At 58.0% G+C, this 14,477-nt stretch carries 18 protein-coding genes and 1 other RNA gene; 13 read left to right on the top strand and 6 right to left on the bottom strand.

Annotation, left to right across the window (positions count from 1 at the left end):
- Window positions 1-67: 67 nt before the first annotated feature.
- The 4 genes from ACR0KJ_RS03610 to ACR0KJ_RS03595 are packed head-to-tail and all read right to left on the bottom strand — an operon-like array spanning window position 68 to window position 3,199.
- Complete coding sequence (locus ACR0KJ_RS03610; RefSeq protein ID WP_480625986.1) at window positions 68-1,171, bottom strand: dimethylsulfoniopropionate demethylase; 1,104 nt, start codon at window positions 1,169-1,171, stop codon at window positions 68-70.
- Window positions 1,172-1,699: a DinB family protein gene (locus ACR0KJ_RS03605; protein ID WP_480626271.1), complete on the bottom strand. Its 528-nt coding sequence runs from the start codon at window positions 1,697-1,699 to the stop codon at window positions 1,172-1,174.
- Complete coding sequence (locus ACR0KJ_RS03600; protein WP_170450809.1) at window positions 1,699-2,403, bottom strand: DUF1326 domain-containing protein; 705 nt, start codon at window positions 2,401-2,403, stop codon at window positions 1,699-1,701. Before ACR0KJ_RS03600 ends, ACR0KJ_RS03605 begins: the two co-directional genes overlap by 1 nt.
- A gap of 4 nt (window positions 2,404-2,407) precedes the next feature.
- Window positions 2,408-3,199 (bottom strand): DUF2182 domain-containing protein, encoded by a 792-nt coding sequence (locus tag ACR0KJ_RS03595; protein WP_170450812.1) that lies wholly within the window; start codon window positions 3,197-3,199, stop codon window positions 2,408-2,410.
- 86 nt (window positions 3,200-3,285) lie between these two features.
- Between ACR0KJ_RS03595 and ACR0KJ_RS03590 the strand changes: the two genes are divergently transcribed.
- The 9 genes from ACR0KJ_RS03590 (at window position 3,286) to ACR0KJ_RS03550 (ending at window position 10,284) form a co-directional block, all read left to right on the top strand.
- Window positions 3,286-4,017 (top strand): GntR family transcriptional regulator, encoded by a 732-nt coding sequence (locus ACR0KJ_RS03590; protein WP_170450814.1) that lies wholly within the window; start codon window positions 3,286-3,288, stop codon window positions 4,015-4,017.
- A gap of 129 nt (window positions 4,018-4,146) precedes the next feature.
- A complete protein-coding gene (locus ACR0KJ_RS03585; protein WP_170450815.1) occupies window positions 4,147-5,547 on the top strand; it encodes a selenium-binding protein SBP56-related protein in 1,401 nt (466 codons plus the stop codon).
- A 13-nt stretch (window positions 5,548-5,560) separates the two neighbouring features.
- Window positions 5,561-6,211: a hypothetical protein gene (locus ACR0KJ_RS03580; RefSeq protein WP_170450817.1), complete on the top strand. Its 651-nt coding sequence runs from the start codon at window positions 5,561-5,563 to the stop codon at window positions 6,209-6,211.
- A 64-nt stretch (window positions 6,212-6,275) separates the two neighbouring features.
- Window positions 6,276-6,638: a DUF4345 family protein gene (locus ACR0KJ_RS03575; protein WP_170450819.1), complete on the top strand. Its 363-nt coding sequence runs from the start codon at window positions 6,276-6,278 to the stop codon at window positions 6,636-6,638.
- A 36-nt stretch (window positions 6,639-6,674) separates the two neighbouring features.
- Window positions 6,675-7,022, top strand: a transfer-messenger RNA (tmRNA) gene (gene ssrA, locus ACR0KJ_RS03570).
- A 100-nt stretch (window positions 7,023-7,122) separates the two neighbouring features.
- The gene (locus ACR0KJ_RS03565; RefSeq protein WP_170450821.1) at window positions 7,123-7,554 is read left to right on the top strand and encodes an ester cyclase; all 432 of its coding nucleotides are present in this window, start codon (window positions 7,123-7,125) and stop codon (window positions 7,552-7,554) included.
- Between the two features lie 129 nt (window positions 7,555-7,683).
- Complete coding sequence (locus ACR0KJ_RS03560; protein WP_480625985.1) at window positions 7,684-8,499, top strand: chromate resistance protein ChrB domain-containing protein; 816 nt, start codon at window positions 7,684-7,686, stop codon at window positions 8,497-8,499.
- Complete coding sequence (gene chrA, locus ACR0KJ_RS03555; RefSeq protein ID WP_480625984.1) at window positions 8,496-9,749, top strand: chromate efflux transporter; 1,254 nt, start codon at window positions 8,496-8,498, stop codon at window positions 9,747-9,749. Before ACR0KJ_RS03560 ends, chrA begins: the two co-directional genes overlap by 4 nt.
- 76 nt (window positions 9,750-9,825) lie before the next feature.
- Complete coding sequence (locus ACR0KJ_RS03550) at window positions 9,826-10,284, top strand: ClpXP protease specificity-enhancing factor SspB (RefSeq protein ID WP_170450827.1); 459 nt, start codon at window positions 9,826-9,828, stop codon at window positions 10,282-10,284.
- Between the two features lie 29 nt (window positions 10,285-10,313).
- Here ACR0KJ_RS03550 and ACR0KJ_RS03545 read toward each other — a convergent pair whose 3' ends face one another.
- Window positions 10,314-10,877: a hypothetical protein gene (locus ACR0KJ_RS03545; protein ID WP_170450829.1), complete on the bottom strand. Its 564-nt coding sequence runs from the start codon at window positions 10,875-10,877 to the stop codon at window positions 10,314-10,316.
- A gap of 207 nt (window positions 10,878-11,084) precedes the next feature.
- Between ACR0KJ_RS03545 and fumC the strand changes: the two genes are divergently transcribed.
- The 4 genes from fumC to ACR0KJ_RS03525 are packed head-to-tail and all read left to right on the top strand — an operon-like array spanning window position 11,085 to window position 13,535.
- Window positions 11,085-12,479 (top strand): class II fumarate hydratase, encoded by a 1,395-nt coding sequence (fumC, locus tag ACR0KJ_RS03540; RefSeq protein ID WP_480581286.1) that lies wholly within the window; start codon window positions 11,085-11,087, stop codon window positions 12,477-12,479.
- The gene (locus tag ACR0KJ_RS03535; RefSeq protein WP_170450832.1) at window positions 12,479-12,655 is read left to right on the top strand and encodes a DUF4169 family protein; all 177 of its coding nucleotides are present in this window, start codon (window positions 12,479-12,481) and stop codon (window positions 12,653-12,655) included. Before fumC ends, ACR0KJ_RS03535 begins: the two co-directional genes overlap by 1 nt.
- A complete protein-coding gene (locus ACR0KJ_RS03530) occupies window positions 12,652-12,873 on the top strand; it encodes a ribbon-helix-helix domain-containing protein (RefSeq protein WP_170518449.1) in 222 nt (73 codons plus the stop codon). The genes ACR0KJ_RS03535 and ACR0KJ_RS03530 overlap by 4 nt, the downstream gene beginning before the upstream one ends.
- A 59-nt stretch (window positions 12,874-12,932) precedes the next feature.
- Window positions 12,933-13,535: a DNA-3-methyladenine glycosylase I gene (locus ACR0KJ_RS03525; RefSeq protein ID WP_480581289.1), complete on the top strand. Its 603-nt coding sequence runs from the start codon at window positions 12,933-12,935 to the stop codon at window positions 13,533-13,535.
- Window positions 13,536-13,538: 3 nt separating this feature from the next.
- Here ACR0KJ_RS03525 and ACR0KJ_RS03520 read toward each other — a convergent pair whose 3' ends face one another.
- Complete coding sequence (locus ACR0KJ_RS03520) at window positions 13,539-14,420, bottom strand: fructose bisphosphate aldolase (RefSeq protein WP_170621770.1); 882 nt, start codon at window positions 14,418-14,420, stop codon at window positions 13,539-13,541.
- Between the last annotated feature and the right edge of the window lie 57 nt (window positions 14,421-14,477).

The raw sequence follows: 14,477 nt of genomic DNA, 5'->3' as shown, positions 1-14,477 counted from the left end.
GTCTTCATCTGGCTAAAAATATCCCGGGGGAGTCGCGCAGCGACGGGGGCAGAGCCCCCTTCCCCCTCTAAACCCAAAAATGCGCCTTCACCTGCGCGCGGCGCGTGCCATCCGGCGTTTCAACATCCAGTTCGGTCCCCGGTTCCCAATGGCTCAGGCGGATCATGCCTATGGAGACATTCGTTTCGAAATCGGGCGACCAAACAGACGAGGTCACCTGCCCCACCTGTTTCCCATCCACAAAAGCCGGCCAGGGTCGATCGCAGGGCGGCACCGGGTCGCCCTGAATCGCAATCGGACGGATTTGTTGCACCGGGCCTTCCTTGGCCACGCGCAACAAGGCATCGCGCCCGATGCAGCCAATGGCCGTGTGCGTGTTGCAGAACTTGCCCAGTCCACATTCATGCGGCGTGTTGTCGTCCGTCATGTCATTGCCATAAGACAATAGGCCGCCCTCGATGCGTTCGATCAGGTTCGGACACCCGGCCCGCACCTGAAGGTCCTCGCCCGCCTTGAACAGCGCGTTCCAAAGCGGCATCCCGATATCGCCGCCCTCGACATAGATCTCGAACCCGCCCTGTTTTGAATAGCCTGATCGCGCAACAGCCAGATCGCGACCTTCGAACTCGAACATATCGAACTTGAAAAACCGGATATCTCGCACCCGATCCCCAAAGACACGCGCCATCAACTCATCGGCCTTGGGCCCCTGAACTGCCAAAGGCGAGACGTCAGGCTCGTCCACCAGCACGTCCAACCGATACCCATTTGCCAATCCTTTGACCCACAACAACAAATCACTGTCGGCAATGGAAATCCACCAACGGTCCTCGGACAGTTTCACCGCAACGGGATCGTTCAGCATCCCACCGGTTTCATCCACGATGGGCACGTAATAGCACTGCCCCGGAAGCATCCCGCGCAGGTCACGGGGCGTCAGCATCTGCATCAGCCGCGCCGCATCCGGGCCGCGCAGTTCCACCTGCCGCTCGCAGGATACGTCCCAGACCTGAACATGCTCTTTCAGATGGCGATAGTCGGCTTCGACACTTTCAAAAACCGTCGGCAACAACATGCGATTGTAAACCGTATAGCCTTCAACCCCCGCAGCCTCGACCCCGTCGGAAAAGGGCGTGCGCCGCAAGCGGCGAGACAAGGATATTTGCGGCATTCAGCCCTCCTGCGGCAGGAAAACCAGATCACTGACCGGGGCCTCAGACCCGGTCTCGGTCAGCATTTTGTGCAATTGACCACGATGATGCGTCTGGTGGTTGAAAAAATGCATGATGCATTGCGCGTAAGGCAATGTAATATCACCTTCTTTTGCCGCCGAATACCAGGTAAACGGGCCGGTGATCAGATCATCACCCAACGTGTTCGCCCAATCTGCAATCCGGGTATCCACGGTCTTACGCAGAGACAGCCAACTGGCCAGATCAGGGCACAGATAGACGCTTTCATGGATGCCGCCGCCTTTGCGATGGATGTTGCTTTCCGGGCCCGGCCCCTTGTCGAACCGGGACATCCAGATCCAATCGCCCCACAGCAAGTGGTTCGCTGTGCCCAGGATCGAGCCAAAAAACGCCCCGCGTTCTCGCGTTAGTTCCTCAGGGGTCAATGCTTGAAGAAACTCTGACAACTGACTGTTTTGCCATTGATTATAGCGCGACAATTCACGCGCATAGGCTCCGGTAATCATCACTTTGGCCCATGCCAATCGATGGGGCAAATCTCGGCTGATTTGCCGCCGAAATCCCAGACGCGGCCATAATCGCGCACCTTGGACTTGGTACCGCGCGCCACGATGATGTCCGGTCCCATCCAGTATTTCGAGTTCGAGACCATCACGGGATGCTCGGGATCCTTGCCCGCCAGCATCTCAATCTCACCCTGAACTTTGCGACCGATCACGATCCGGCGCTTGGTGCCGTCGCGCTCGATGGCGACCGGAGCCCGCTCGGCCCCGATGATCTCACTCACCAGCATGGTGAACAGGCCGGTGGTGCCGCCCGCCTGACCGCTGAAAATCTGCAATAGCCCGTTATACGCCTTGCCGCTGGCACGTTCGTCCACATAGGCGGCGACTTTCCATTGCCCCTCGCCCATACGGCCCGGAATGTCGACCAGCAGGCCGACGCACAGACCCGAGAGGTCCTCACCCTCGTAATGCCCCTCATCAATGATGACACCCATCCACGCGTGACAATGCCCCTCGGTCGGAGGGTGCGCGCCCAGCGAGACAACGCAGGGACAAAACACATCGCACGAGCAGTTCAGGATCAGTTCGCCCTTGATGGCCCATTCCGTCGGGCTCATCTCGCGCCGTTTCGGGTTGGGCATACGGCTGTCGATCCGCTGACTTATGGGAAGCCTGTCCGCTTCGGGTTTTCTGTTTTTTGCCATCGGCTTATCCTCCGTATGCAAAGGGATAGATCAGCAGGACAAGACCGCCTGCAATCAACGCAAACCCCATGGGTCGGGTCACAACATGCCCGATCTGGGGAAGTTTTTCCAAAACCATGAACAAGGTGGCCAGACCCATCCACAATAGGCTCATGACACCACCGACAAAGCCAAGTGCCATGAAGCCCCAACAGCAGCCCACACAAAACGCGCCAAGGCCCAGCCCCATTTTCACGCCGCCTGCGAAACCGGTTTTCCAATGGCCCAGGAAATAGGTCATCGGCGCATGGCAGACGCCGTGGCAGACCTCTTTCACGCGGGTGAATTGGAAGGCACCGACGACGATCAGCAACCCTCCGGCCACCCAGTTGGACTTGGCGATGCCCAACATGTCAACGACCCCACCAAACAACAGAGCTAGTTGAACGCCGGTGATCAGCGCCGCGAAGCCCACCCAGACGATGAAGTAACCGGTCAGAACGCCCAGCCATCCGGCGCGCGTGCCGTTGGCGCTGCGGATCAGGTCGTCATAGCCGCGCAGGGTTGGCACCAGAGTCGGCAGCATCATCGCCGCCATCATGATCGCCCACATCCAGAACAGCGGACCAAACTCGGCCATGGGCATATACATGTCCATACGCGGATCCATCGCCGCCATGGCCTGTCCCATCGGACCCGGACGACCGATCCAATCCAGGTCCATGTCGCGGCTCATCGAGAACATGACCCACCAGGCCCACAGGATCAGCACATAGAACGCCAGCCACATCCCGCTGCGTAGCATTGCGCGACTCATGTGATCCCCTCCGACTCAACTCCCTTGCTTTTCAAATGTCAGACTTTTAAATGTCAGACAAATAAAATCGTAAAGCCGCGTGCAAAATGAAGATTAACCCACAGAAAACCGCAGACCTGTCCGCGCAAATCGCGCAGGCCATTCGCGATGCGATTGTCTCGGGTGAGTTGATCGTGGATGAGCGTTTGCCGTCCGAGGCCGAATTGGCCGACCAATTTCAGGTCTCACGCCCAACGGTTCGTGAGGCGCTGAAACGTCTGGCGGCACAATCACTGATCCGTACCCAGCGCGGGGCAACCGGCGGGGCCTTTGTGAACCGCATTAGCTTTGAGGATGCGTATTCGCAGCAAATCACCACCTCGACCCTTTTGCTGTCGATGAACGCGGTGCGCTTCGATACGGCTTGCGAGGCGCGATACGCGCTGGAACGCGCCTGCGCCCCCTTGTCTGCGCAGCGTCGCACAGCAGATCAACTCGCCACCATGCGGGCCGAGATTTTCCGACAGGCGCAGCCCGGCTTGACGGATGAGGCGTTTTGCGCCTCGGACGTCGCCTTTCACCGGGCACTTGTGGATGGCGCGGGCAATCCGGTTCTGTCCTATCAACTGGCAGGCGCGGTCGAGGCGATGCAGCCCCTGATGAACATGATCACCTTCACAGCAAGGTCACGCGAAGAGATCATCTTGCTTCACACCAAGATCGCCGACGCCCTTGAAGCGCATGACGCCGCAACGGTCGATGCCACCTTGGTCGAGCTGGAAGCCTACACCCGCCAACTGGCCCAGGACGTGGCCGAACGCAAACGCAAACCCGCCTGATCCCGATCAGGCCCCAGGATTGACGCAGACGAACAGGCACAAGGAAGACAGAGCAGGCAGGATGTCACCCGGCGCCAAGACCGGAACTCTCAATACAAATTGAATATCAATTGCTTACGGGAGGACGTTATGAACACAAGACCGGACCCAACCTTTTATCCATCCGCCAAGCTGGCGATGGAAGGCCCCGCCGAGACGCTTGCTTTCACGCTGATGCTGAGCCCGGACTTTTCGCAACCCGACGGGCTGGCGGTTGTGAATGTCGATCCGACATCCGACGATTTCGGCAAGATCGTCCACAAGGTGATGATGCCGGAAAAAGGCGATGAGTTTCATCATTTTGGCTGGAACGCTTGTTCCTCGGCCTTGTCACCGCTGACCGGCCATGCGTTTCTGGAACGGCGCTATCTGATTATCCCGGGCATTCGGTCCAGCCGGATTTACGTGATCGACGTCAAGAACCCGCTTGAGGCCAAGATCCACAAGATCATCGAACCCGAGGAAGTCTTTGCAAAGACAGGATATTCCCGCCCTCACACCATCCATTGCGGCCCCGAGGGCATCTATGTCAGCACGCTGGGTGGTGGCGGTGAAGACGGGACCGATGGCCCTCCGGGTATCTTCATCATGGATTGCCAAAGCTTTGAGATCATAGGGCGGTATGAGATCGAGCGTGGCGTGCAGGACAAGCACTATGATTTCTGGTGGAACCTGCCACGCGATTACATGGTCAGTTCCGAATGGGGACTTCCTCCGCAGTTCGAAAACGGCATCGTGGCCGAGGATCTGTTGTCGAACAAATATGGTCACAGCATCCACTTCTGGAACCTACGCAACCGGACCAATATCCAGACCATCGATCTGGGTGAAAACCACCAGATGGCGCTGGAAATCCGCCCGGCCCATGATCCGGTCAAGCAATACGGGTTCTGCGGCGTGGTTGTGGACACCACCAACCTGCAAGGCGCGATTTTCACGTGGTGGCGCAATGAGGACGGCACGTTCGAGGCCAAAAAGACCATCACCATCGACCCGCAACCAGCCGACCCGGATGACCTGCCCGATCTGCTGAAGGGATTCTCGGCCGTTCCGCCATTGGTCACTGATATCGACCTGAGCCTCGACGACAAGTATCTCTATGTCGCTTGCTGGGGCACGGGTGAGTTGCATCAGTACGATGTCTCGGACCCGATGAATCCGACGCTGGCGGGCAAGGTTGAAATCGGTGGTATCGTCAAGAAAACCAAACATCCAAACGGTCAGGATTTTGGTTACGGCCCGCAAATGGTCGAGATCAGCCGGGACGGTAAACGCGTCTATTGGACCAACTCGCTCTATTCCACATGGGATGATCAGTTCTATCCCGGCGAACGCGGCGCGGCGATGGTCAAGGCCGATGTTGGCGAAAACGGTGGCCTGACGCTGGACCCGAACTTCTGGGTCGAATTCCCCGACGGCTACCGCAGCCACCAGATCCGGCTAGAGGGCGGAGACTGCTCGACCGACAGCTTCTGCTACCCCTCGGTCTGAGTTGGAGGTTCTGATGACATCAACGGCTGGCCTCTGGCTGGCCGTTGTCCTCAGCGGTGCGTATCACGGGTTGAACCCCGGAATGGGCTGGCCGCTGGCTGTTTCTTCGGCATTGATGGAGCAGCGCCAATCCGCCCTGTGGCGCGCGCTGGCCGCCTTGGCAGGCGGACATTTTGTGGCGATGCTGGGTGTCCTGCTGCCCTTTGCCCTGATGGCCGTACTGGTTGACTACCAACGCGAGATTCGCATCGGGGCCGCACTGATCGTCATCGCGATGGGTCTCTATATCGCCCTCACCCAGCGCCACCCGCGATTCCTGTCGCGCGTCCCCCCAAGCAAACTGGCGCTTTGGTCCTTTCTGGTGGCGCTGGCGCATGGGGCCGCGCTGATGCTGGTTCCGATCTATCTGGGCCTGTGCGGCTTGGATGAATTGGATGCCGGGCATCAGGCAATCTCGCAGATCATGACAACGAATGGCCTGCTGGTTCTGGGGGTGGCAGCGCTGCATACCGCCGCAATGATCCTTGGCGGAGGTCTTTTGGCCTATGCCGTCTATCGCTGGCTGGGCCTGCAATTCCTGTCCCGCAGTTGGTTCAATCTGGAACTGATCTGGGCGCTCAGTCTGATTCTGGTTGGAGTTCTGGGGCTGTGGTCGGCGATTTAGTGCTTTTCTTCGGAAAACAACGGATTACCGTTGTCGACGGATAAGCAAGTTGGAAGAGGCCGAAATGGTAACAACCCTGAATATAATCGTCGCTTTGCTGACCATCGGATTCGGCCTTTTCGGCTTTCTGGCCCCCGCCCACACCGCCAACGCGCTGGATCTGGCCCCGACCGACAGCACAATGGGCCTAAGTGAATTGCGCGCCTCGGTCGGAGGTTTGTTTGTTGTAACCGGCATTGCCGTGATCTGGCTGAACGCGCCGATGGCCTATACAATGCTGGGCGTGGTCTACGCAGGGGCCGCGCTTGGGCGGTTCGTGTCGCTGGCGTTGGACAACCCGCCATTCGTCAAAGCAGCCACTTTTGGTGGAATCGAACTTGTACTGGCCGTCTGGCTGATTGCAGCGAACTTCAACAAAACAACGTAACCATCTGTTCTTGAACGTATCCACACTAAAAAATCTGGATTTGCAACCCAGCGCCGCCTCACCTATATAGGGGAAGTCCTTCGGGACTATGGACATAAACGCGCTCGTAATAAGCGGATCGGACCCGGGGGCGGTACCCGGCGGCTCCACCAACCATCCTTCGTTTGGGGATTTAGGGGCCGAAACAGGATCGACGAACGTCTAAAGGGGTTAGCTTTGTCTCGGCTGTCTGCCACCGTTACCGGCGAAAATAGTACAATTGCAAACGACAATCGTGCTCCGGTTGCAGTTGCTGCGTAAGCAGTAACAAGACCGAAATCTAAGCCCTTGCGCCTAGCCGCGTAAGGCGGGGTTCGCAGGTACCTGGCAACAGAAACCTGCATTTCCATATTGTAATGTCTGAGTTTAATTCTTTTTCTGTGCAGATTTAGAGTTTGTTCATCCCTTTTGTCCACTGTCATCCCAGTCAGACAGGAGAGCCGGGATGAAGCACACAGATATCCTAAAAGCATGGTACGCCGAGGTTTGGGAACAGGGAAATACCGAAGCGATCGATCAGTACTTTGCGCCCGACACGATGGCCGAGGGGTTGATCCCCGAAATGCAGGTGGGCGCCGACGATTTCCGCGATCTGGTCATGGCCTTCCGTCATATCCTTGGCGAGATCACTGTTGAGATGCCCAAAATCATCGAAAACGGCGATTGGGTTTCAGCCATTCTTCACGTCAAAACCTTCCGCGCCGATAACGGGGCACCGCTGGAGGTCACCGGGCAGGTCATGGCGCGATTCAAGGGCGACAAGATGGTCGAAGCCTATAATCAGTTCGATTTCGTCTCGCTTTTCGAACAACTGGGTCAGTTTCCACAGGACACACTGCCGGTTTGTATGACGGGGCAAAGGCTGGATTGGGCCTAATCCGAATGCGGTGCAATCTTGACCCATGGGCGGCTTGCACGATAGCAAGAGCCATGGGGTAAGATTGCGAACGCCCCGTGAGGCGTCAGCCCAAGTTTCGCATGTATCCGAGACTACAAGGAACATGCCATGGCATCGCCAAACTCCATTACCCCAAAGCAATTGTCGCGCCTGATCGGAACACCTCAGGCCCCGATTCTGGTGGATATTTGTCTGGACGAGGATTTTGCGGAGGATCCGTATCTGATCCCCGGTTCATTCCGGCACCCGGTCGCAGACATTGCGGGGCTTGTGCGGCTGGTCTCGGATCGCCGCAGCGTTATCATCTGTCAAAAGGGCAAGAAACTCAGCCAAGGTGTCGTTTCCTGGCTGCGCAGTGAAGGCTGCGCGGCTGAGTATCTGGATGGCGGCATGTATGGTTGGCGCGACCTGCCGGACGGCCTGCGCATTCCGGCCGCGTCTGTGCCGTCGCCGGTTAACGGGCAGACACTGTGGGTCACGCGGCACCGTCCAAAGATTGACCGTATCGCCTGCCCCTGGCTGATCCGTCGCTTTGTCGACCCCAAGGCGAAATTTCTGTTCGTCGCGCCAGCCGAGGTGGAAAGCGTCGCAGAAAAATTCAACGCCACGCCCTTTGACATCGAAAACGCATTCTGGAGCCACCGAGGCGACGCCTGCACATTTGATACACTGTTGGACGAGCTGCGCCTGCGCTCTGAAGCGTTGGATCGGCTTGCAACCGTGGTGCGGGCTGCGGACACCAATCGCCACGACCTTGCCCCCGAGGCAGCCGGATTACTGGCCATCTCGGTCGGCCTGTCACGACAATATCGTGACGATCACGAAAACCTTGAGGCCGGGATGCATCTCTATGACGCCCTGTACCGATGGGCGCGCGACGGGTTTGAAGAAACCCATGACTGGCCGACGGATCGCAGATCATGACGCCTACACTCAGGGAATTAACGCAAGTGTTCGGCAGGATTGGCCTTCTGTCCTTCGGAGGGCCGGCCGCTCAGATCTCGCTGATGCATCACGAGTTGGTTGAACGTCGGCCCTGGCTGGATGAGCAAGCCTATCTGCGAGCCTTGTCCTTGTGCATGTTACTGCCGGGCCCCGAAGCCATGCAACTGGCGACCTATGCGGGTTGGCGCCTGCGCGGCGTGACCGGCGGGTTGATTGCCGGAACCCTGTTTGTGCTGCCCGGCGCGATTGTGATCGCGGCTTTGGTGATGCTTTACGCAGCATTTGGCACCCTGCCCCTGGTTCAGTCGGCCTTTCTTGGGATCAAGGCCACGGTCATCGTGATTGTCCTACAGGCTTTGCTCAAACTGTCCCGCAAGGCGCTGTCGGATGTGGAACACCGCATCCTCGCGGGTCTCGGGTTTCTGGGCATTTTCCTGTTCAACATTCCGTTCCCTTTGATCATTCTGACGGCTGCTCTTTGGGGGTATCTCAGTTTCAAGGGCGCGGTACCCGCACCCGAACCCACCGCTGCAACGACCTTGGCAAAACCGTTTCGTACGATAGCCATTTGGCTGCCCCTGTGGCTGGGACCGCTGGTCCTGCTGACACTGTCGGGGCACCAACTGCTCAGCGATCTGGGCTGGTTCTTTGCCCGTCTGGCGGTTGTGACTTTTGGCGGCGCTTACGCGGTTCTGGCCTACATGACTCAGACGGTCGTCGATCAGTACAACTGGATCAGCACAGGCCAGATGATCGACGCGCTGGGCCTTGCCGAAACAACGCCGGGGCCGCTGATTCTGGTGACGCAGTTCGTTGCCATGCTGACCGGGCAGATAAACGGCGGCGTCACATTGGCCCTGGCAGCGGGTGCTGTGGCGCTATGGGCGACATTTGTTCCCTGTTTCCTCTGGATTTTTCTGGCCGCCCCCTATCTGGACAGCCTTGCGACGAGGCCAAGGCTGACAGCCGCGCTGCACGGCATCACGGCGGCGGTGGTCGGTGTGATTCTCAACCTGTCCGTGTGGTTCGCCCTAAATGTTCTCTTTGATGTGGTCGGTCAGGCAAGCTGGGGGCCGCTGTCAACTCCTGTTCCGGACGTGTTATCCGCAAATTATACTGCTCTGGCCCTGACATTTGCCGCAGGTCTATTGATTTTCAAGGCAAAATTGGGGATGGCAACGGTACTGGCGCTGATGGCTCTGGCTGGCATGGCCATCCATCTATTCTGATCAATCCGGCCATACCTGCTCTTTCGTTTCCAGTTAAAACGCCTATGCTGGGGATAACCACTTTCGAGGATCACACATGTCGCAAGACATCGACTATGGAAACCTGATGCACACCGCCATGCGCGGTCTCATCAAAACGGTTCTGACCGGCGTTTCCGAAACCGGCCTGCCCGGCACCCATCATTTTTTCATCACCTTCGACACCCGTGAACCCGGCGTGCAGATCGCGGATTGGCTGCGCGAGCGGTATCCAGAAGAGATGACAATTGTCATGCAGCACTGGTTCGAAAACCTTGAGGTTGGCGAGACCGGCTTTGCCATCACGCTGAACTTCGGCGACGCGCCCGAGCCGCTGTATATCCCCTATACCTCCATCAAAACCTTCGTGGACCCGTCCGTCGAGTTTGGCCTGCGGTTCGAAAGCCCCGAGGACGAGCTGGAAGAAGACAACTTCATCGAAGAGTCGATTGAGGTTGAAGAGCCTGAGGAACACCACGACGCAGACGTCGTCTCGTTGGACAGCTTCCGCAAATAGGCCCTGAAACCCTGCGACCCATGCGGGGTTTATTGTTTCTTCAGAAACGTTTCGACCGAGCGGGACTTTTCGCCGTTGATAAAGCGCGAGAAGGACAGGTTCAGACCACCCTCGGCCAGAGTGCGGTCGAACTGCTGCAATTCATATCCGCCGGTCTCATCGATAAACAGTGAAAACACGGTCATCGTGTCCCCGTCGATGCGGCCCCAGACAAAGGGTTCACCTTTCATGGGGTCCAACGGAACCTCATGACCAAAGACATTGCGCTTCATCGCGGCGGCGAACACGTCGGGCCGGTCAGACGGTTGGAAATCGATTGAAAACGCCTGTTCCTTGACGCGCCCGTCCAGCTTGTAGGTCGTTGTTTTCCAACTGACATTAAAGCCGTTCTTGGTCTCGTGAATCGAAACGCTCATGTCTCGGGGCGTGCTTGTTCCGTCCGCGTCCACCACATTTGCCGAACCGATATAGTCTCCGACAAACGGCGTTACGTCGGCGGCGCGGGCCGACACGCTTAGGACTGCGATCCACAAGGTCGCGGCCAAAGCCACCGCGATGGCTTTGATTGGCGATATCCGTTCAGATTCGGGCATTTAAACCTCCTCGACCGCAGCCACCTTATTCTAAACATGCGCGCGGTGCGCACAATGGCACAATCCTGTGCGGTGCAAATTAAAATGTTGCCATCCGACGGCTATACCTTTCGGGACCGTATGTCTAAGGTGCGCGCAACTGGCCGATTGCGTCACAGCGTTGTGGCCGCTAAACGGCATACGACTGCATACCAGACGGAGTGACAGATGTCTCAGACCCGCACCGAATCCGACAGCTTTGGCCCGCTCGAGGTTCCTGCCGACAAGTATTGGGGCGCGCAGACGCAGCGCTCGATCATGAACTTCCCCATCGGGTGGGAGAAACAGCCCGTGGCCATCGTGCGCGCGCTGGGCGTGATCAAGCAAGCCTGCGCCATGGAAAACAAGGCGACCGGCAAGCTGGACGCCAAAATCGCTGACGCGATCATTCAGGCCGCTGGTGAGGTATTCGAGGGCAAGTTTGACGACAACTTCCCTCTGGTCGTCTGGCAGACCGGTTCGGGCACGCAGTCGAACATGAACTCGAACGAAGTTATCGCAAACCGCGCCATCGAGATTCTGGGCGGCGTGATCGGTTCGAAAGACCCGGTGCACCCGAACGATCACTGCAACATGGGTCAGTCCTCGAACGACACCTTCCCCACCGCCATGCATATCGCCACCGCGATGAGCGTGCGCGACGTGTTGCTGCCGGGTCTTGAAAAACTGGCCTCGGGGCTGGAACAGAAGGCCGAAGAGTTCAAGGACATCATCAAGATCGGCCGGACCCATACGCAGGACGCAACGCCCCTGACACTGGGTCAGGAGTTCAGCGGCTACGCCCACCAGATCCGTCAGGGGATTGCCCGTGTGCACGCGGCGATGCCGGGGATCTATGAATTGGCGCAAGGCGGCACAGCCGTCGGCACCGGCCTGAACACCCAGAATGGTTGGGGTGAAGCGGTCGCAGGCCATATGGCCGAGATCACCAGCCTGCCCTTCGTCACAGCGCCGAACAAGTTCGAGGCGCTGGCCGCCCATGACGCGATGGTCTTCCTGTCTGGTGCTTTGGCGACGATTGCAGGCAGTTGCTACAAGATCGCCAACGATATCCGGTTCCTGGGCTCCGGCCCGCGTTCTGGTCTTGGTGAACTGATCCTGCCCGAGAATGAGCCCGGCTCGTCGATCATGCCCGGCAAGGTGAACCCGACTCAGGCCGAGGCGCTGACTCAGGTCGCGGCCCATGTGATGGGCAACAACGCCGCGATGACCTTTGCCGGGTCGCAGGGGCATTTTGAGCTGAACGTCTATAACCCGATGATGTCCTACAACCTGCTGCAGTCGATCCAGTTGCTGGGCGATGCCGCCGACAGCTTTACCGAACGGATGCTGTTGGGCATCAAGGCCAACGAACCGCGCATCGACAAGCTGATGAAGGAATCGCTGATGCTGGTTACGGCGCTGGCTCCGACCATCGGTTATGACAACGCCACCACCGTTGCCAAGACCGCGCATAAGAACGGCACGACCCTGAAGGAAGAGGCCATCGCGCTGGGTTTTGTCGATGAGGCGACCTTTGACGCCGTTGTCCGGCCCGAGCAGATGATCGGCCCGAAAGACTGATGGGCAAGCCGGTCAATCTGAACCGGTTTCGCAAAGAAAGGGCGCGGGCCGAAAAGAAGGCCCGCGCAGATCAGAACGCCGTCGCCTTTGGGCGGACCAAGGCCGAAAAAGACGTCGTGAAACTGCGGCAGGACAAGCAGAAGCGCGACCTGGACAATCACGAGCTGGATGAATGAGCGGCCGTCCCGTCAAACGGTCCCTGACGCTAAAAGGGCATCGCACATCGGTGTCTCTGGAAGATGAGTTCTGGCGGGCCTTTCGGGACATAGCGCAGGAAAAAGATCAACCAATCAATGCTTTGGCGGCAGAGATTGATGTGGCCCGTGATCCCGAAACAGGGCTGGCATCCGCTATTCGGGTTTTCATTTTAGATTGGTATCGCAACAAGGTTTGACCCTTGTCAGCGCGTGCTCAATGCGTGTAGCGTGAATTGAGAACAAAAAGGGTACATGCATGACGGACACAGCCATTGGACCAGACGGCAAACCTCGGTGCACGTGGTCTTTGGCCGCGCCCGAGTTCCCGGAGTATCATGACAATGAATGGGGATACCCGGTGGCCGATGACCAGCGTTTGTTCGAGAAACTGTGTCTTGAAAGCTTTCAGTCCGGCCTCAGCTGGCTGACGATCCTGCGCAAGCGCGAAAACTTTCGCGCGGCCTTTTGTGGATTTGATTTCAACAGGATGGCCGAGTTTTCCGATGCAGATGTCGAACACCTGTTGCAGGACCCAGGCATCATCCGCCATCGCGGCAAGATCGAAGCGGTGATCAACAATGCCCGCCGCGCGCAAGAACTGGTCGCCTCGGAAGGCTCTCTGGCCGCTTATGTCTGGCGGTATGAGCCGGAAATCCCGCCGCCGCCACGCAGCGCCTCAACCTCGGCTGAATCCATCGCCATGTCGAAGGACCTGAAAAAACGCGGTTGGAAATTCGTCGGACCCACCACGGTCTTTGCCTTCATGCAGGCGATGGGATTGGTCAATGACCATGCCGAGGGCTGCATATGCCGGGAAAAAGCGGCGCAGATGCGCCGCGATTTTGTCAAACCGGTCTGAGGCTTAGCAGGACGCGTTGAAGATCTTGTCGATATTGCCGCCCAAAGCCGCGTTGAACTCGGCTTCTGATTGCTGCTTCGACAGTCCTTCGGTCAATGCGCGCGAGAACGAGGCGATCATCTTGCCGTTCTGACCCAGAAGATCACAGGCCTGCTCGGTCGAATACCCGCCCGACAGCGCCACGACACGCACGACGCGCGGATGATCTGCAACCTCGTCATACAGGTTCGCGTTGCTCGGGATGGTTAGCTTGAGCATCACATCCTGCCCCTCGTCCAACTGGTCGAGGTTTTTCAGCAACTCACCCTTCAGGATATCTTCGGCCTCGGCCTTGGTGTCCGAGTTGATGTTCACCTCAGGCTCGATGATCGGAACCATGCCTGCGGCGACAACCTCGCGCGCAACGTCGAATTGCTGCGCGACCACAGCGGCGATGCCTTCGGCGTTGGCTTCGTGGATGACCGAGCGTTCCTTGGTCCCGAACACGCCCTCAGCCTTGCCCAGGGTTTCAGCCAGCCCCGGAATGGGCTTCATCATCTGAACGCCATTGGCCTGATCTTCCAGCCCTTTGTCGATTTTCAGGAACGGCACGATCCCTTTGACCGACCACAGATAATCGGCCACTTTGCGACCTTCGATTTCCTCGCCCAAAGTGCGTTCGAACAGGATCGCGCCGATCACTTTGTCCTTGGTGAAGTCATCCGCCAGAATAATCCGCGCGCGCATTTGCTGGATTTCGCCGAACATTTCCTCGTCCGATCCATATTGCGAGGCATCCACGCCATAAAGCGCCAGCGCCTTGGGAGTCGATCCGCCGCTTTGATCCAGTGCTGCGATAAACCCTGCGCCATTGGACATCTGCGCGCGCTGTTCTGCTTTGGACATAATGTTTTCCCGTTCAAGAATGATTCCGATTTCATTCTTCGCATACAGCACGGCGTT

It is taken from the genome of Ruegeria sp. AD6, assembly GCF_056542325.1.
The sequence above is the reverse complement of the archived record's forward strand: the minus strand, read 5'-3'. Positions and strand labels throughout refer to the sequence as shown.